The organism is Planotetraspora sp. A-T 1434, assembly GCF_025420585.1.
Taxonomy (GTDB): Bacteria; Actinomycetota; Actinomycetes; order Streptosporangiales; family Streptosporangiaceae; genus JAOEGB01.
In genome coordinates this window covers 50,440-69,222 of the sequence record NZ_JAOEGB010000031.1, presented here as the reverse complement: position 1 = coordinate 69,222, position 18,783 = coordinate 50,440, and the positions used below count along the sequence as shown (strand labels likewise).

Annotated in this window: 7 protein-coding genes; 4 read left to right on the top strand and 3 right to left on the bottom strand. The window is 66.3% G+C overall.

All coding sequences use genetic code 11. The features are described 5' to 3' along the window. Nucleotides 1-171: 171 nt before the first annotated feature. Complete coding sequence (locus N5079_RS30555) at nt 172-345, top strand: hypothetical protein (protein WP_261587635.1); 174 nt, start codon at nt 172-174, stop codon at nt 343-345. Beyond that, nucleotides 342-788, top strand: coding sequence for a type II toxin-antitoxin system VapC family toxin (locus N5079_RS30550; RefSeq protein ID WP_261587634.1), 447 nt, complete (start codon nt 342-344; stop codon nt 786-788). Before N5079_RS30555 ends, N5079_RS30550 begins: the two co-directional genes overlap by 4 nt. Before the next feature lie 164 nt (nt 789-952). Here the strand turns inward: N5079_RS30550 and N5079_RS30545 are convergent, their stop codons facing one another. Genes N5079_RS30545 through N5079_RS30535 form a run of 3 tightly spaced genes read right to left on the bottom strand, consistent with a single transcriptional unit; the run spans nt 953 to nt 9,958 of the window. Then, a complete protein-coding gene (locus N5079_RS30545) occupies nt 953-6,112 on the bottom strand; it encodes an Eco57I restriction-modification methylase domain-containing protein (protein WP_261587633.1) in 5,160 nt (1,719 codons plus the stop codon). Then, on the bottom strand, nt 6,109-8,877 hold the full coding sequence (locus N5079_RS30540) for a DEAD/DEAH box helicase (protein WP_261587632.1): 2,769 nt from the start codon (nt 8,875-8,877) through the stop codon (nt 6,109-6,111). Before N5079_RS30540 ends, N5079_RS30545 begins: the two co-directional genes overlap by 4 nt. A gap of 10 nt (nt 8,878-8,887) precedes the next feature. Further along, the gene (locus tag N5079_RS30535) at nt 8,888-9,958 is read right to left on the bottom strand and encodes a serine/threonine-protein kinase (RefSeq protein WP_261587631.1); all 1,071 of its coding nucleotides are present in this window, start codon (nt 9,956-9,958) and stop codon (nt 8,888-8,890) included. A 647-nt stretch (nt 9,959-10,605) separates the two neighbouring features. Here N5079_RS30535 and N5079_RS30530 point away from each other — a divergent pair. After that, nucleotides 10,606-16,632, top strand: coding sequence for a hypothetical protein (locus tag N5079_RS30530; RefSeq protein WP_261587630.1), 6,027 nt, complete (start codon nt 10,606-10,608; stop codon nt 16,630-16,632). Continuing rightward, the gene (locus N5079_RS30525; protein WP_261587629.1) at nt 16,629-18,677 is read left to right on the top strand and encodes an MBL fold metallo-hydrolase; all 2,049 of its coding nucleotides are present in this window, start codon (nt 16,629-16,631) and stop codon (nt 18,675-18,677) included. Before N5079_RS30530 ends, N5079_RS30525 begins: the two co-directional genes overlap by 4 nt. The last annotated feature ends 106 nt before the right edge of the window (nt 18,678-18,783 follow it).

Here is an 18,783-nt window from a genome sequence, read left to right as displayed (position 1 = left end):
TTGTACGGCCTGCACGCTTTCGAGCACGGCCCGCGCCGGCGTTCTTGTTCGATGCGAGCCTGCGAGAGACACCGCATCGACGTTCCGTGACGATATGATGACCATATGTTGAAGCCTGTCCGGGGCAAAGTCCAAACTGACCGTCCCGAAACGCCTGTCTATGCTGGAGGCATGAGCGACGAGGAGCCCATCGACTACGAAGCCGTCCGGCGGCGCTTCCCCTGGGTCGGCCTGGGCGAAAGCGGCGAACACGAACTTTCCACCCGCTACCGGGAGATCATGGCCGAGGCGCGAAAGAACCGAGAGATCGTGGAGGCGATCGACGCTATTCGCCTCAGCGCGTGAAGAGTCTGCTGTGCGATTCAGGCCCACTGATCGCCACCTTCGATCCTGGTGACAGATTCCACGCCCGGTGCACCCGGCTTCTCACAACGTGGCCTGGACGGCTTGTCATCCCCGAACCCGTTCTCGGTGAGACATGCAACTTCTTGCGCAACAACGTCCGAAAGGGCCCGGAGTTGGAAGCCACGCTGCTTGAAGCCGTCACCGCAAACCGCGGCGACTTTGTCATCGCCGATCCAACTTCGGATGACCGGAAGCGCGCTGCCGAACTCGTGCGCCGCTTGGCCAGCGCCCCCATGGGCTACGTCGACGCCACGGTCCTGGCCATAGCCGAACGGCTTTCCATCACTGATGTCGCGACAACTGATGCCAAGTTCGTCGGACTGGCGCACGGCGTATCCCAGATCACCCCGCTTGCCTGGCCATTCCAAGAGAACAACACTTGACCACCCGCGCGCCGTCACAGCATCACCCGATCCGAACAAGGCGACAGCGCGAAGGCGGGGCACCCGATATCCCTCGGTAGTCCCGGCCCTCACTTCCGGCATCCACCGGGGGTGCGGCATGGTCGAGGATGCCGCACCCTGCGTGACCGAGCAAACAGTTTTCGTCACAACACGCTCTCGCTGTCGGCTACGGCTGGCGCCCGCCAGCCCGACTGCCGTAACCGCTCGGAGAAGACGGCATGGGCCTGGCGGTACTCGGCCTCCCGATCGGCCTTGTAGAAGGGTGCCGCGTAGCCGTCCGGCACCGGTCCCTTGATCTCCGGGTCCAGATGCGCCATGAGCTGCTCGAAATGCTCCTTGGTCTGCCCGTAGCCGTAGGTGTTGTGGTTGCCCGCGATCTTCCGGCCATTGGCGTCGAACCAGATCTGCGCCTCGTAGTCGGACAGAACCGGGTAGCGGGAACGGTAGATGGCGACCAGTTGCTCAGCGGTCATCCCGAGCCAGAGAGCGACCAGCGCGTCCAACTCGACGAGCGCGGCCCGCCGCTCCCGCTCGGCGCGAAGGGGGGTCCTATAGGCCCACTCTGGGGTAACCGCCTCCGGGTCCCCGAGCGGCCCGAGTCCGGCCCAGTCGACGGCCCAGTCCTCGCCGTTCCAGGCGGCTTCATACAGCTCAGCCCAGAGCGGGGCGTAGGCATTGGTCAGGCAGTTGAGCCGAAGCGCGCGAAGCAGCAGCGCCGAGGCTAGCGGATGACCGGCATCGCCAGCTGGCATCTTTGGCGCGTCACCGATTTGGAGGTCTGCCCGACTTGTGATTCGAAGCAAGTAATCCAGCGGAAGGGCAGCCCAGAACCCCGCAGCAAGTACGGTACTCCGGTTGTCGTCCAGTGCCAGCGTGTGCACCGCATTCACGTGTGCGGGTCCGGGCGGGATCAGCGCAGCGAATAGCGACCGTTCATTCGCGAAGGGAATCATGCGCCGCCAGGCCAACCGATAGAACTCCGTACACTTCCGGGCGCCCCCGTCCGCTGTGGCCCAGCTATCCTGAGCAGCGAGAAAGGTCTCTCTGTCCCGAGCTGGCTCATAATTAGTGATCGGAACGGCGTCGGCTGGCAATTCCCCAATATTCCAAGCGGACCAGTCCTGGTTGTTGCGGCACGGGATATTCGGCTGCTTGTTATACGGGGTAGCTGACACGAAATGCGGCCCTTGCAGGATCACCTCATCGAGCCCATTAGCATGGCCAGTATGCCACCGAATAAGGCCTTCCTTTTTTGCATTCGCCTCGTCATACCCTCGACTGATCTGGGGGCCGAACGCTCCAAGCCGCCACTTGTAAGCTGCAAGCACCTCAACCGCATCCGCTTCCGAAGTGGTTACGGGATAGAGCAGCGGTGTCTGGTCCACTGGTCCATTAGTTGAGCCGGCGAGCCTCTGCCACTGAGCGAGGAGAGGCTCATTTACATGGATCAGGCGCGCCCTGTGCGGGCGGATATCCCATCGGCTCGCATGTTTGATTCCCGGAAGTTCCCCGGCGCCTTCGTGGCCTATCGAACCAGAAATAACAGCCGGATCAAATATCCAGCTTGCATGGATGAACCCAATTTCTCGCCCCACCCCGTATATATGGACACCATATTCGATCTTATCGCGAATCTCAGTAAAAAGGTAGAGCTGATTCGAGAAATGTGCATGGAAACGCATGTGGCGGTAGGTTGCGGCTCGCAAGCGCCCCTCCTTCACTCCACCGAAATGGGTGTCAGGATGGATGAGACCGGCCGTACCCGAGCGGCTGAGATTTGCCCAGACCCGGCACATAAAGGCGCGGTATAGGTCAGGTTGAGTGCCGACCAGTAGCAAATACGTTGCTGTGGAGCAAAGGAACTCCACCGTACCAGTGTTAACGGCGAGTTCACCCAGGAAGTAATCGCGAGTAACCCCTACTGGAAGCGCAGCGACTTTGCGCTCATCCCACTCCGCGACATTCGGCTTCTCGGCAAGCATGAACCACGGCTCCAACTCAGCGAGTACTGTGCCCTCCTGCCAGCGAGGCCGGACCCACGGGGGGTTGCCGACCTGGAGGTCGAAGCCGCCCTGGTTGAAGATTTGGGCGAACTGGAGCTCCCAGTGGAAGAAGCCTTGCTGGTCGGCGATGTCTTCGACCGCGTCGAGCCACGGAAAGCGCTCGGGCAGCTTGTGGGCCGAGTCCATGCCCATCCACGACTGGAGCTCGTCCTCGTAGACCTCCAGGTCGGCCAGCGAGGCGAAGTTCGCGATCAGCGAATCCTCGGGGATGTCGGCGTGGCCGAGCAGAGCCTCGGCGAAGTCGAGCCAGTCATCCAGGTTCGCCAGCGGGATCACCGGGCGGATCGGCTCCAGAGCAGGCCGGAGCTTGCGGGCAGCGGGCTTCGCCGTACGTCCCGCCGTGGCGGTCTTCGCCTCGAGGGCGTAACCGACAAGGTCGAGCTGCTTGTCCCCGACGCTGAAAAGTGAATCGGTGACGTAGACCTTCCCGAAACCGATCGACTCCTCGGCGGCCTGGGCCACGGTCATGTCCCCGGCCGTCTCCGCAGCCGTCTCGTCAGTGGTCTCCCTGATCGGGGTCTCGGTTGCCGCTCCCTCTTCCAACGTCGTGGGCCGTACCGTCGCGGGCTCGCCGCCGTCGCCGGGCTCGCCGCCGTCGCCGGGCTCGGCGGCTTCGGCCGCGGGCGGCCGCATGTAAACGTCGTCGGAGCCGTCCAGCAGGCCCGCACGGTCCAGCGGCCAGAACCACAGGGCGCACCAGGCGTCCATGACCTTCTTGAGCCGCCAGTACGGCGTGCCCGGCGAGGTCAGGTCGTCATAGACCTTCTCCTTGGGGACGGCGTTCTCCGGCTGGTCGATCCAGTCGGCTCCCCAGACGTCGATCTTGCGGCTGATCTCGCGCTCGGAGATGGCGAGGCGCTGCTGGACCAGGCCCCACAGATACTCGGCGCGGCCGGACAGGGCCTGCAGGCGCTGGAGCTGGCTGACCTTCCGGCCGCCGGACTTCTTGTCCGAGACCTTGAGGCGCATCTGCTTGCGCCAGGCGGCGAGCTGCTTGGCCTGCTCGGGTGCCAGTTCGCGAGCCTCCTTGGCTCCGGCGACCGCGCCCCAGCCCTCGGCGGGCAACAGGAAGTGATGGACCTTCCCCGAGGGCAGCTCGCCGGCGGAGAACGGCAGGTCCTCGGGGGCCTCCTTCAGCCACGACCCCTTGGTCAGCGAAGCCGCGCCGTACACGCGGCGGCCCGCGCCGATGAGCGAGTTGCCGCGCCGCAGGTGCAGGCCGAACCAGGGAGCCTGCAACCCCGGGTGCATGACGTTCAGCCAGACAGAAACCTCGGCCAGCTCGATGGCGGTCTCGTTCAGGTCGACACCGTAGGAGTTGTGCAGCGCGACGTACGCCTTTACCTTCTGCAGTTCCTCCTCGTACGCCTCGGGGTCGATCGACTCGCCCAGCTCCTGCTGGCGCCGCTTCAAGTACTCTGCGGCGACCTGATTGATCGCCTCGTTGAGGAACGCGCCGGAGCCCAGGGCCGGTTCGCAGATCTTCCATTCGAGGATCTCGCGGGCCGGGGTGACCGTACCCTCCTGGTCCAGGCGGTGCTGCAGCGCGAGCTGGACGGTGACCCTGGTCAGCGACTCGGGCGTGTAGTAGGAGGCGCTGGTCTCCCGGTCACGGCCAGCCAGACGGTAGACGTAGGAGCCCTTGGGATGGCGGGCGAGCTCGACATTGCCGTCCTCGTCAACCTTGTGGACCAGGACGTCCGACGGGTAGTCGTCGACCTTCGACGCCGGGATCATCCAGGAGCCGTCCTTGGGATCGCCTCCCTTGGCGACCTCATAGAGCTCCTCCGTGGCGATGAACCCGGTGTAGGACATCAGGCCCTCGTACACCGCGCCGAGCTGGTTGATGCCGAGTTGGGCATAGGAGATGAAGCCGCCGCGCTCCTTCTTGCGCCCCTTGGTGAGCATGAGCTTGCGCAGCACCTTGTAAAGCTTCTCGTTGCGCAACCGGGTGTCGATCCTGAGGGCGTCCGGGTCGTCCTCGTCCAGCGAGATCGCGTCGCGGCCAATGAGCCTGATCGCCTTCGGCTCGAACAGGTCGGAGCGGAGCGGCTCGAAGTGCAGCCCCTCATCCTCCGAGGTCTCCTCCCCCGTGCGAGGCCGGTGGCCGTTGTTGACCATGCGGAAGAGCAGGTCGAGCGACTCGTAGAGGTGAAAGGAGTTACGCGCCTCCTCCCCGGACAGGTCGCGCACAACGAGGTCACCGAGGCGGGCTAGGCTGTAGCCCTTGCCGTAGTCCTCGTCGTCGGTCGGCAGGATGCCCAGCTCGGGACGGGCCTCGGCGTACAGCAGGAACAGGATCCGGTAGAGGTAGCGCAGCGCCTCGCGGCCCAGTTCCTTGGCAAGGGCGGCGGGCTCCATGACGTCCTCGGGCTGGACGCCGTGGGCGCGGATGCGGTCGAGGACCTCGTTGGCGATCAGCTCGACCGATTCCTTCAGACCGTCACGCAGCTCCTTCGAGACCCCCACGGCGTGGTTACGTGAATTGCCGAGCAGGTCGGCGAGCGGCTCGGAGCCGCCCTCCTCCGGGGGGAGCAGGGAGTCGGCGCCGAACAGGGCGGCGATCGTCTCCAGCTCGGCCGGGTTGTTGCGCCCCAGCGCGACATCGAGGCTGACCGCGAGGTAACGCCCCTCGCCCCAGCTCGCCCTGTCGGCGAGGACGACCACGCCGCCCGCGAGGATCAGCACGTAGCGCGGCGGGGTATCGGCGGCCAGCAGCCACGACGCGAGCTTGACACCTGAGGTGATCTGCTCGCGGTTGTCGAGCTGGACCGAGGTGAGCAGCCTGCCGGACAGGTCGTCGTCGAGGGCGACGTCCACGTCGGCGGCCCAGCCGCACTCGATCGCGACCAGGTGCTGGTCGGCGTAGGCGACCTGGACGACGTACTCCTTGCCCGCCCGCTCAACGATCAGCTCGCGCGGCTGCGCGTCGAACCCGAGGGCGCGCAGGACGTCACCGTGCAGCTCGCCCAGCTCCTTGCGCCGCTCGGTGAGCTCATCCGGCGTCAGGCGATCGCCGTCGCGGAGCCGTAAGTCGAGGTCCGCGAAGAACGGCCGATCGGCGAAGTAGGGCTTGCCGAGCGCGCGCAGCCCCCGGCGGGGCGTGGTGCGGCCGGCCTTCTCCTGCTCGGTCCAGCGGGCGAGCAGGCCGTCCTTCTTCTTGAGGTCCTTGGGCAGCACCTCGGCCAGGTAGTGGGCCGAGAAGTAGTCGCCGCGGTTGACCAGCGAATCGAAGCTCATCGGTGCCCATCCTGGGGAACGAGTACGGCGAGGACGCGCAGCAGCGGTTCGCCCGTGATCTTGAGGGAGTCGAGCAGGCGCTGCTGCCGTTCGACGGTCTCGCGGACGCTTTGCTCTTTGCGCCCGCGCTGGGAGATGTGTACGCCGTCGAGAGTGAGCTGCTGCCACTCGTCGAGCTGGCCGCGGTAGGCGTCCAGCGGCCTGACGACCTCCGCCTCGTATTCGGAGCGCCGGTTCTCCAGGTGGCTTCTGGCGGTCGCGACCGCCTGCGCCACCTGCTCCTGCAGCGGCTGGAGGTCGAACTTACGGCCTGTGTTGATCATCCGAGGGCCGACGCCCGCCTTGGTCATGACATCGGTCATCGCCTCGTCGAGCACACCGGCGGAGGTCACCGCCATCCACTCCACCACGGTCGGCTGCCCGAGCCTGTTGGAGTAGATGCCTTGAAGCAGAAAGGTCGGCTCGCCGACCTGAGCGGTGACGACCGGCGCCTTCTGCCTGCCAAGCCGTACGAGGACCTTGTCGGTCACCCAGTCGACCATCGGGTGTAGATCGGAAAGATAGGCGATCTCCGGCCACATCGTCTTGGTCTTGCGCGCCTCGTTGAGCTTGCGCTGTGCTAGGTCGCGGTCGAACGTGACCTTCATCCGCTTGCGGACGTCGTGGGTGCGAAGGTAGTCGGAGGGCAGCACGGAGAGCCGGTGGACCAGGTCGGCGGGTGGTTCAAAGGCGAGCATCTCGCCGTCGTCGTCGAGGTCCTTGAGCAGGCCGAGCGTGTCGACGGCCTCCTTGACGAACGCCTTGGAGCCGTCGAACAGCCGGGGCACGTCCGCGCGCAGCGGGTCAGGATTGACGGGGTCGGCGCCCACCGAGCCGAGCAGGTCAGCGAGGAAGTCGTCGACCGGCCGGTCCTCGATGGACTGCTCCACAGTCTTGCCCTCGAGGAGGTCCTGGATCAGGCGGCGCTCCTCCCGCTCCGCGCGATACTCGCCGGTGACGGCCTCGGCGGTGCCGAGGCTGCGATGGGCGGTCTCCTCCTTGACGAGGAGCTTCTCGGCGACGGTCCTGTCGTCCTTGGCGCCCTCGATCTCGGAGATGAGGCTGAGCGCCTTGAACTGGGGCTGCCTGGTCTGGCCGTACCGGTCGATGCGGCCGTTGCGCTGCTCGATCCTGATGAGGCTCCACGGCACGTCGTAGTGGATCAGGTGGTTGCACTGCCGATGCAGGTTGACGCCTTCGGAGGTCACATCGGTGGTGACGAGCAGACGGACGGGGCTATCCGAGAGCCCGAACCGTTCGATGATCTCCTGCTGCTGCTGGTCGGACATGCCGTTGCCGAGCATCATCTCGACCGCGCCACTCGCGGTCAGTCCGAGGCGCTTGGGCAGCACCTCGGTCAGCCACCTGACGGTCTCCACGCTCTCGGAGAAGACCACCGCTCGGGTGTGGCTGCCCGGCCCGACGCCGATCGCCTGGAGCTCACGGACGAGAGCGGCCAGTTTGGCGGAGTCGTCGTCGGTCATCTTGGCGGCGAGGCCCTGCAGGGTCTTGAGCGCGTCGATCTCGCGTGGCTCCTCTGCGTTCTTGAGCCGGTTGGCGACCGACTTGGCGAGGGCCTTGTGCGAGGAGAGGAACGCCTTCAGCAGCGTGTAGGGGAACAGCCGGTTCTTCGTGCCGACCACTCGCCCACCGGTCCGCTGATCGCCCGCAAGCCAGACCTGAGTGAGCTCCTCGAAGATCTTCTCCTCTGCCGGTGTGGCCGCGCACCTGACCGGGACCGAGGGCCCTCGATCCGGCCACTTGCCGCCCATCTGGTCGCGCACCTCGGCGCTGATCTTGGTGCGGCGGATGTAGAGGTGGTCGATGTCCTTGGCCGAGTAGCGGGTGTCGTCGGCGATCGCGGCGGGGTCGAGCATACGGATCAGCTCGGCGAACGACTCGCTGTTGCCGTTGTGCGGCGTGGCGCTGGCCAGCAGGAGTGCGTCCGTCTTACGCGCGAGAAGCTTGGCCAGCTTGTTGCGGAGGCTGCTCTCGCCGATCAGATTGTGTGATTCGTCGATGACAACCGCGTCCCAGTCCATCTTCTCCAGGTGCTGGCCGTACTTGCCCTCGTTCTTCAGCGTGTCGATGGAGACGATGATCCGCTTGTAGTAGGTGAACGGGTTGCGTCCCGCGGGGATCTCGCGCTGGATGCGCTCGATGCCGACCGAGTCGAGACGGATCAGCGGGATGGAGAACCGGGTCCAGAGCTCGTGCTGGAACTGTTCGAGCACCTGCTGCGGGGTGACGACGAGGATCCGCTCGCCGCGACCACGGCGGATCAGCTCGGCCAGGATGAGGCCGATCTCCAGCGTCTTTCCGAGACCCACAACATCGGCGATCAGGATGCGCGGGCGCAGTCCTTCGAGGGCCAGCTCGGCGGGACGCTGCTGGTACGGCAACGGGTCGAGGAGAAACCGGTCGGCGAGTGCAAGGCCCTTCTCCGTCTGCGGCAGCGGGGTCCTGCGGAGGACAGCTTCGAGAAAGAGCCTGCTCTTGGCAAAGCGAGGAGTCTCGTCCTGCTCCAGGACGGTCTCCTCGGGCCGCAGCAAGCTCACGTCGTCCAGCTCCGTGAAGAAGACCGCGTCCTCGTCTCGCACGAACTCCGACGCGCCGACCGCTGTGATCTTGTACCCGTCATGTGCGGTCTTCGCGCAGGTCCGGACGATCCACTCGGCGTCCCGGACTTCGATCCGGGCCCCAGGCGGATAGGAGGTCTCGGTCACGGTTCTCCTCTTAGAAGCGGGCGTTGGCGGCGTAGGCACCGCGGAGGCGGTCGGCGAGCCGGGCGACCACCGAGTCTGGCGTCACGACCTCGGACAGGTCACGGCGGCGAGGCCGGGGCAACGGGGCAACTTCATGCGGGTCGGTCTCCAGCTCCACGTAGGTCGCCACGGCGAGCCGTCGTGTGGCTACCGGGAGCGTGATGCCTCCCGCGGTCGCCAACTCCTTCAGCCGGTCGTAGGTCTGCGACACCGTGGGGCGTACCGCGGGATCGTGTGCCAGCATCGCGGAGATGAGCTGCTCGAACTCCGCCGGGACTCCCTCAAGGTTGGGCGCGACCTCCGGGTTGACGATGTTCATGAACAGCCCCGCGACCGTCTTGCCGTCGTAAGGGTAGTGCTTGGCCAGAGCGAACATCAGGGTCGCGCCGAGCGAGTAGACGTCGGCCGCGGTGGTGACCTGCTTCGGCGTATTGGCCTGCTCGGGCGACATGCACGCAGGCGTGCCCAGCGTGGACTCGGTAGTGGTCAGGTCGGTCGGACCGTCAGCGAAAGCAACCAGCCCGAGGTCGATGACCTTGGGCCCGTCCCTGCCCAAAAGGACGTTGCCGGGCTTCAGGTCCCGATGGAGCAGACCGGCCGCATGGATGTCCTTCAGTCCGCTCGCCAGCAGGACACCGAGCGTCGCCGCATTCTCACCGCTCAGCGTTCCCCTGGTCTCGACGAACTCCTTCAGGCTGAGGCCTCGGACGTATTCGACGGCCAGCCACGGCCGCTCCTCGTCGTCTCCGGAGGCGTCGACCAGAGCGGCGACCTGAGGGCCCTGCACGGTCCGCAGGGCGTCGGTCTCCCGGGCGAACCGGGCGCGCACCTCCGCGCGGCTGACCAGGTCCTCCCGGATGACCTTGACAGCCACCTGCTCGTAGTCCTCGGTCACGCCATAGAAGACCCGCCCCATCCCGCCGCTGCCAAGCCGGCCATGCAGGGAAATGCCGCCGATCCTTCTGGGATCGGAGCGGTCTAAAGGATCCACGCTCACCTGCCTGGACGGCGACACCGGCTCATTTCGCGCCCAGGCCAGCATGTGCTGCGCGGCCTCATCCGCACCCTCGCACTCTTGCCCTAAGCACCCATGGACAGTAGCGAATACCAACGGTGGCCGTCTACAGGTATGTCCTGTGAATTCGATTAACGCCCCTCTTTGGCGGCGGCACTTCCTGCCCCGCGGTCCGACGCGGATTGATCGACAGAGTCCTCGGACAGGGATAGACCGATCCAAACCCCTACATAGAGCTCCAATCCTCACATACCACTGTGAAGCGGACTCACGGTTGCTTGATCCGGTTTTCCGAACGTATGGTGTACCAGCGCTGGAGTCGGCGCTCACGATCTCTCGGTGCCTGAGATCCCCACAACCCCGTGTCAACCGGACCAGGTCCACCAGCCTCACCCTCCCAGCTTCTGTGCGGACGCACGCCGCACCCCGGGCTCGCAAGCCGCGCCCTTGCGTCCGCCGTCGGCCGGATGCCTCGCCAACTTCATCCAGAACAGGGCGCTTTGATCCCTACAATGCGGGAAAGGCGGCAATATCAGATGCAGCGACGTTCCAACGGCAAGAGCCCCCATCTTGCCCCCTTGGGCACCGTCGCCACACAGACGGCCTTCGGGCATGCCGAGGCGATCCTCGCAGATGTGACGGCCCGGGTGACAGCCGATGATCTGCTCCCGGCGATGTCCGCATATCCTCCGGCGCTACGCAAGAACATCCTCAGCCATGCCGGACTCCGCGACATGCGTTATGTCAACAGGCCGGCGGCCATCGGACTGGTGCGCGTTCTCCAGGGTGGAGACAAGAAGCGGCGCTCCTCGCTCATCCGAGCCTTCAGCGTGCCTTTGGCCTATGGGTTCGAGAACTATGACGACCTCTCCCCCACGGATTGTGTCAAGCTCATCAGCCCTGGCAGCGGGGGCGAGGTCCTTCCCCGTGCGCGCGCCTTCGCCGAGGCGCTGACGAGCACGGCCTCGCTGCCTGTGAACCTGGTCGACCTCCTTCTCGCCGACACCTACCTGCGGGACATGCCGCTGTCCTCGGTCGCCCTCGCCCTGCTGGTGGACTCGACCGGACGCATCGGGCCGGACGCGGCGGAGGTGGTCCGCGCGGGCTGGCGAGAACTACGCGCCGAACACTCCGAGCTTCCCGAGACACCGGTTTCCCTGCAGGCGCTCCGGGAGCTCATCCCGTCCCTGCCGATCGGCCCGTCCCAGAGCCGGCAGAACGACGAGCCGGCAAAGCCTGAAGTCCACGACCACGAAGAGCGTGAGATGAGTTCTACCGGCGAAGAGGCCTCCGAGAACGGTGAATCGGATTCAATCGAGTCGCTTAAGAGCGAACTGGGCCGCCTGTGTGAGACGTTCGTCGCTGCGGCCGACGCCGCCGAGCGGGTGTGGCAGGCGTTGACCGATACAGAGCGTCCTGCTGACCAGGATGTCGATCTGATCGTACGGGGCATGCACGATTTCGACCGGCTCCGGACCAGGCTCGAGTCCGTGCAGGGTTCCCCTCTTACGGATGCGAGTTGCGACGGGCTCCGGCATGTCCTCGGCCGGCTCGAGTCGGCGGACGCGCAGCGCCGTCGGATTCTCCCGTTGGCTGAGGTCAGCGGTCCGCCAGCTCTCGAAGCCCCCCTCCAGCAGATTCGCGAGGCGGCCGCTCAGGGATCCCCTGTCGTGGAGATCCTCGCCGACCTCGTCCATCTCGCCGGGGATCCCGGTGCCATCATCCAGATCTCCGAGCTCCAGGAGAGGTTCCGAAAGGAAGCGCCTGCCGGATGGCTGCCGGTGGCCCTGGCCGCGACACTCGGTCAACTGGTGGTGCCTGCCGAGGCCAATACCGCGTCACACGACGGAGACCCACAGCCCTCACCGCACGAACCTCCGGATGAGGACGGTGGCAGTGCGCCGCCCCCTACGGACGAGCCGGAGGCACCTCCTTCCTCCCCTGCCGCAGCGGCCGCCGGCGAGTCGGCTGGCCATGACGAACTGGCCGATTTGGATACGTTTCTCAGGGACAACCTGAAAGAGCCGACCACCAGCCAGCCTGCGCGCGGGACAGCAGGCCGCCGTACGGATCCGACGCCGCCCGAGAGCGCTGACACCGCGGCGACAAACGCGCCGACTCAGACGCTGCCGGAAACGCCTGCTGTAGAGGTCTCCCTCTCGTCGGCTGCCAGTGCGAGCGTCAGCGAGGCGGCGGCCGAAGCCGAGGCCTCCGCACTACGCGCCGGGCGATTCGGTCTGGCCGCCTGGCTGCGCGCGGCCGAGGACAGACCCGCCGCCGAGGTCAGCGCGCGCCGGTGCGCCGCCATCGCCGCCGACATGAGTGAGTTCTCCGGTCGGCTGTCGGCCGCGTTCGCGGAGTCGGCCTCGAAAGTGTCGATGAAGGCTCTGGCCGACGACACCCCCGGCCAGCTACTCACCTGGGCGGCGGCGGTGCGCACCGGCCTGATCCACCCGACGCTGGAAGCCGCCCAGCTTCTCGAGGATCTCTCCCCAGCGCTTTTCCCGTACCCGGGGCTGACGGCCTACGGCCATGCCTTCAGCAAGGTGGCGCAGGACGGGGCCTACCTGTTGCCCGGCCTGTCCGGGCGGATGCACGACGCTTCACAGGCGGAAAGCGACCAGGAGCACGCCTCCGCAGCCGCCGTACGGCTGCTCGAAGAGGGGCCGTCCCAAACGATCAAGTTCGCGCCGGCCACCGACGTATGGAAATTCCTCCTCCAGGACGACTCGAGCGGGTTGGGCAAGCTGCTGTCCATCACGGCCCGCAACGAGGTCTCTCGGGTTCGCGAGGTCAGGCAAGATCTCGATTTCCTGCGATCCGAAGACCAGATGGAACGGTTGATCGACAGGACGGCGAGAGCTCGGGCGTCCAGCCGTGGTAGCAGCCGCATCCACTCGGGTGCTCGGGCAAAGTTGATCGAAAAGATCGACAAGGCCCTGGACCTGGTGGCGAACTGGATAACGGCCATAAGCGAGGTGGAGTCGCTGCGCACCGACGACTCCGGCATGTCCTGGGTGGTCAAGCCGCTCAACGAACTGCGCGGCATCGTGAACCGGAACCGTACACATGTCGAGGACGAGCTCGCTGAGCTGGAGCGCTCATCCGACACGGTCCTCGCGGCGGCGGCCGTCGGCGCATCGATGCTGATTCACGACACCCTGCGGCTCCTGGACGGCGGCCACCTCCCTCAGTCGGAGCCGCTTGCGGCCCATGTGCTCAACGGAGACCTGCTCCTGTCTCCCGAGATCCGGCTGGATCCGGACACCCTGGCCCCACTCACGACGCCGGCGTTGGACGATCTGCTCCCCCTCTGTGCGATCGGCAGCCGGGAATGGCGGGAGGCTTTCAAGGCGCGCGCTCATCTCGGTGATCACGAAGGAACACGCGCCCTCCTCAACGTCGTGGCGGACCAGGACCCTGCGCTCGCCACCGAGCTTCGTCAGCGGAGAGAGAAGCTCATCGACTCGGCACGGCATGAGCGCGACCATCAGATCGAAGAAATCCAGGACCGGATCGCCGAATGGCGCCGGGACGGCGTGCTGCCCGAGGCGGCCGCCACCCGCTTCTCCGCGAGGCTCCAAGTCCTCGGGAGCGACGATCGGGAAGACTTCGGCGCCATCGCCCGCGCCCTGCGCGAACTGGAGCAGGAAGCCGCCATGATCCGCGATGACGAGATGGCCGCCGAGCTCGAGCGGCTGACCGATCTGCGCGCCGAGAACGCAGATGTCGCGGCTGTCAGCGCGCGAATCAGCGCCTACATCCGGGCCGGTGATCTGACCACGGCCCGCGAGTTCACGGCGCAGGCGAAGGCCGGGAACCGGCTGCCCGAGATCTCCGAAGCCATCGACCACCTCGATCGGTTCTTCCCGCATTTTCCACAGTCCTTCGAGGACATGGCGGCCCGCCTACCCGGGCAGCAGAGGGGGCGCGAAGGCGCGGAGTGGGTGCAGCGGCTCAAGGACGCGCTACACACCGGGAACGAGGTCTCCGACCCCGACCTGGAGAACCTGCTGCTCCGGACCGGACTATCGATCTCCGCGATTCCGAGAGGTCGGCGGGGAGTGGCAGAGTACGGCGTGCGGATGTGGCAGGCCTTGGCCCAAGGGCCGAAGGCAGCCGGAAACCTGAGGTCCGCCATCACGGCGATCCTGCAGTTGATCGGCCTCGAAGGAGACCAGGGGGCCTCCCGGGAGGAACAGAACCGGCTCTGGATCACCCTGGACCAGGCTCGAACGATCGGTGAGCCGCTACTGCCGGCATTCGGATCCCGGATGAGTCCCTCTGGCGACAGGCTCCGGCTCCTGCTTGTATGGAAGCCGCCGGGACCGCAGCAGGTCATCGAATGGCTGAAGGACCAGCCGCAAGACCAGACGGTGCTGGTCTTCTACTTCGGCGTCCTCTCCGCCGAACAGCGCCGCCACCTGGCCATGGCGAGCCGCAGGCGCCCATCGCCCGTCGCGGCGGTTCTCGACCATGTCGCGGTTAGCTATCTCGCCTGCCTTCCCGATGCGAACTGGACCTCGACCGTGAGCCTGCTGGCTCCGTTCACCGCGACAAACCCCTACGCACCTACTGGGGATGTGCCTGAAGAGATGTTCTACGGGCGGTCGGACCAGTTGCAGGAAGTCACCGGCCGGACCGGGTCCTCGTTCGTGTACGGGGGGCGACAGCTCGGCAAGTCGGCTCTGCTCCGGAAGGCCGAGCGCAACGTCCGGAAGACTGACGAGAACCGGAAGGTCATCTCCGAGGTCATCCAGAACATCGGCAGGGTCGCACCGGTCACCGCGCTGTGGCCGATGCTCGCCGGGAGGCTCTCGGAGGCCGAAGTGTTGCCACGTTCCGCGGCCTCGCTGACCGATCCCCAGGAGATCTGCCGCGAGGTGAAGGAATGGATCGCCGGCGATCCGGCTCGACAGCTGCTGATCCTCCTGGACGAGGCCGACGAGTTCCTCAACAAGGACGCACGAGACGCCTCCTTCAGCAATGTCATCGCGCTGCGCAACCTGATGGACGAGACGAACCGGCGGGTCAAGGTGGTCTTCGCCGGCCTGCACCAGACGGCCCGGTTCCAGAGCCTGCCGAATCAGCCCCTGGCCCATCTGGGGACGCCCATCGCGGTCGGGCCGCTCGATCCACAGGACGCCTACAACCTGCTGACGAAGCCTCTGGCGGCGCTCGGGTTCCGTTTCCCCGCACGCCTTGCGGCGCGCGTCATCGCCGAGGCGAACAACGCCCCCGCGCTCATCCAGCTGTTCGCAGACGCGCTGCTGACACGGCTGCGCCGGATCTCGGCGGCTCATACGGGGCTCCCGTACGAGATCACGCGCGAGGACGTGGAAGCGGTCTGGCGGGACAACAAGCTGGCGCGCGGTTTCCGCGACCGCTTCGAGTGGACCCTGAACCTGGACAAGCGATACAAGGTCATCGCGTACACCGTGGCGTTCCACGCCCTCGATGCAGGAACGGACGTCACGATGACGGCCAATCAACTACGGACAGAGTGCCAGGAGTGGTGGCCGCAGGGCTTCAAGGACGCCAGCAACGACGGTTTCCGAGGGCTGCTCGAAGAATGCGTCAACCTGGGCGTCCTCGCCGCAGAGGGGGAGCGTTACCGCCTCCGCACTCCGCACATCCTCAATCTGCTCGGCGGAGCCGACGAGGTCGAGGCCGTGCTCGGGCAGGCCGAGACGTTCGAGCTGCCCGACTCCTTCGACGCCCAGTCCTATCGGGACGCCTACAAGGGCCATGGCGAACGCTCCCCCCTGACGGGCAGCCAGGTGACGCGGCTACTCAGCCCGCGTAACGTCCTGCACCTCATCGCCGGATCCCCCGCTCTGCAGATCGATCGGGTGGCGACCGCTCTGGAGGAGGCGGCGGAGCGCCATAAGCAGGCCCACACCTGGCGGGTCGGGGTGGGCGGTCTCACCTTCGACGGTGCACAGCAGCGGGCCGCGCAGAGCTCGGATCACGACATCATCATCGTCGACCTTTCCGGCCTGTCCCACATGAAGGCGACCGCGATGGCCCGGACGGCGGCGAGGGCGATCTCCATGCCGGCCAAGGGCACGCTCGCCGTCGTGTTGATCTCACCTTCCGACCACGCTTCACAGTGGGTTACGACCGGCCAGGACCAGAGAGACGGCGGCCTACGCGACCTGACCACCGCCGCGGACCTCGTCGAACTGCAGCGCTTCAACCGTCCCGGCATCCGGCAGTGGATGCATGAGGTGGGTCTCGGCTTCCAGGACGAGCCAAGTCAGGACGCGCTGTTGCGAGCGACAGGGGGATGGCCGGTGCTGATCAGCAGAGTGATCCGCGAGCTCACCGACAACGGTGCGGACCGGGAGCACGCCCTGGAGGCCTGCCGGACGTACGTGCGACAGACGCCCGCGGAGTTCGTGCGCCTGACCGGAGTGCTGTCCGGTAAGGCCATCAGCGCCGCATGGCACACGCTGGTTGAGCAGACCGAGATCGCCGAGGGCTCGGAAACCCTCGCCGATCTCCTTGCCCTGGCAGGAGCGGAGGAGGAAGGGCACCCCCTGTCGGAACCAAGCCTCCAGGAGGAGGGCTTCGTCTCCACCGCCGACTTGGTCGAGGTGCTTCGGATTCTTGGAGCGCTGGTCGCGCACAGCGACGGGAAGCTCCGGCTCGAACCCGTCGTCCTGGAGGCGACCCAGCGGATGGGACTGGCTCGATGACGTCCGACCCCCTCCTGCCCATCCTCCGTACGGCAGCGGAACTGCTCCTGTCCCGGCCGATGCTGGCCGGTCAGGAGCACGACGCCGAGCGCTTCGTCACCGAGCGGCGTCAACTGCTTCTTGATGCGCTGCTTCAGGTGCGCGGGCTTCGCGACCAGGTCCGGGCAAGGGTCCAGATCCGCCGCGATCAACCGGAACTGCGAGCCCTCACCACGCTCGTCCTGTCCCCCGACGACGACGTCGTCCAGGCCGGGCTCAGGGTGGCGCTGCAGCTGAGCAGAGAAAGGCTTGCCAGGCAGAACCTTCGCCGGCGCCATCAGGACAAACTCAATCAGCTGAGAAGCAGGCTGGAAATGGCCAAGGGGCGGCATGACCATGCCGCCGTAGCACTTCAGAATGCCACCAGCGCGCTCGCCGACGTGGAGAACCGAGCGGAGGAGCTGGACACTCAGGTGGCGGCCCTGCAACGCAGGCTGCACGACCCCCGAGCCATCGCCTCCAGTCTGCTTGCGGTCCTGCAGCAAACGCCGGAAGCTGCGGACGAGGGACCTGAAGCCCGGGATCCGCGCAATCTCAAGCGGCAAACGGCGAATGAGCCTGCGCCCCTCGTCCTCCAGGCGGCGAAAGCGGCCGGGATCGAACCCCAGGCTCTCATCACCGCGCTTCAGATGATCGTCGCACCTCCCACGCTCGTGTCCGCATCCCCTCGGGTGACTGTCACCCGGGAGCGGCACCTTCGTGTTCGTCCCCTCGGCGGCGCAACCGAGATCGGCGGATCCTGCGTGCTCGTCGAAGCCGGCCATACGCGCCTGTTGGTCGACGCGGGCCTGCGTCCCGGTGATCCCGCACTGCCCCCGCGCGGGATGGACGAGGCACTGTCAGGGCCGATCGACGCTGTGGTGGTCACACACGCCCACATCGACCACTGCGGCTACATCCCGGCTCTGGTCGAACTGGTGCCGGAAGTACGGATCCTCGCCACCCCGGAGACGGCGCAGTTGATGCCACGCATGTGGGCGGACTCGGCGAAACTCATGAGTGAACGCGAGCGCGTGAATCGCCGGTGGGGCGTCGACAGTGACGCTTTGTACGGGCGCGAGGCGGTCGAAACCGCCTCGCAGAACTGTGAGGAAGTCCCCTTAGGTGTCCGGCGCAAGATCGGTGACATCAGCGTCGAGCTGTTCCCCGCCGGTCACATCCTCGGCGCTGCGGGCGTCGTCGTCCAGGCCGGCGGCCAGCGCGTCGTGGTGACAGGTGACATCTCGGGATTCCGACAGGAGACCGTGGACGGTTACTCCATACCGGACTCGGCCCTGGACGCGGATCTACTCGTCATGGAATCCACATGCTGCGCTGAAGACCATTCCACGCGGGAAATTCGCGTCAAGGATTTGGTCCGGGCCGTCGAGGAGGTCTATTCGGCCGGGGGCCGGGTTCTCATCCCGGCCTTCGCGCTCGGCAGGGCGCAAGAGCTCGCCATGATCATGACGCGTCATCTGCCCCACGTGCCCGTCCTCGTCGACGGGATGGCGGCCGACATCACGGCGTCCTTCGAACGCATCACGATCGACCGCGCGTCTCCCTTGCGCATACTTGGGGGCAATGTGTCCCGGGCCAAGCGCCCCGACGATCTGGACCTGTTCACGTCCGGCGTCGTGATCACGACTTCAGGCATGCTCTCCGGCGGGCCGGCCGTCGAGTGGGCGACCCGGATCCTGCCGGAAGCCCGCAGCGCCCTGTTCCTCTCCGGATACCAGGATGAGGAGTCCGGCGGTGCCAAGCTGCTCAGGCTGGTCGAGGAGCAGGCTTCCCACCTGGTTCTCCACGACCGGGGCGTGGAGAAGAGCGTGCCGCTGAACGCTCGAGTTCAGATGATGCGCCTGTCGGCCCACGCGGACAAGCGAGGACTGCTCGAAATCGCGGATGAGGTCGGTGCCCGCAATGTCATGCTCGTGCACGGTATTCGTAATCGCCAACGAGATTTCGCGAAAGTCTTGGCAGTCCGAGGCCATGAAGTCGTGTCCGACCGGTGGGGGGATGCCTGACGCCTCCCTCCCCTTCTGACCGTGCCCCCACCCCATGGTCCCGCACCCGCACCCGCGGCCGGGTCGGCCAGGGCGGGCCAGTCGGGGGTCTCGTGCTGGGGCAGCA

What these genes read in the sequence shown, in the direction of transcription:
- N5079_RS30535 (WP_261587631.1), bottom strand. Translation starts at nt 9,958, where the DNA reads ATGCTGGCCTGGGCGCGAAATGAGCCGGTGTCGCCGTCCAGGCAGGTG.
- N5079_RS30545 (WP_261587633.1), bottom strand. Translation starts at nt 6,112, where the DNA reads ATGAGCTTCGATTCGCTGGTCAACCGCGGCGACTACTTCTCGGCCCAC.
- N5079_RS30555 (WP_261587635.1), top strand. Translation starts at nt 172, where the DNA reads ATGAGCGACGAGGAGCCCATCGACTACGAAGCCGTCCGGCGGCGCTTC.
- N5079_RS30525 (WP_261587629.1), top strand. Translation starts at nt 16,629, where the DNA reads ATGACGTCCGACCCCCTCCTGCCCATCCTCCGTACGGCAGCGGAACTG.
- N5079_RS30530 (WP_261587630.1), top strand. Translation starts at nt 10,606, where the DNA reads ATGTCCGCATATCCTCCGGCGCTACGCAAGAACATCCTCAGCCATGCC.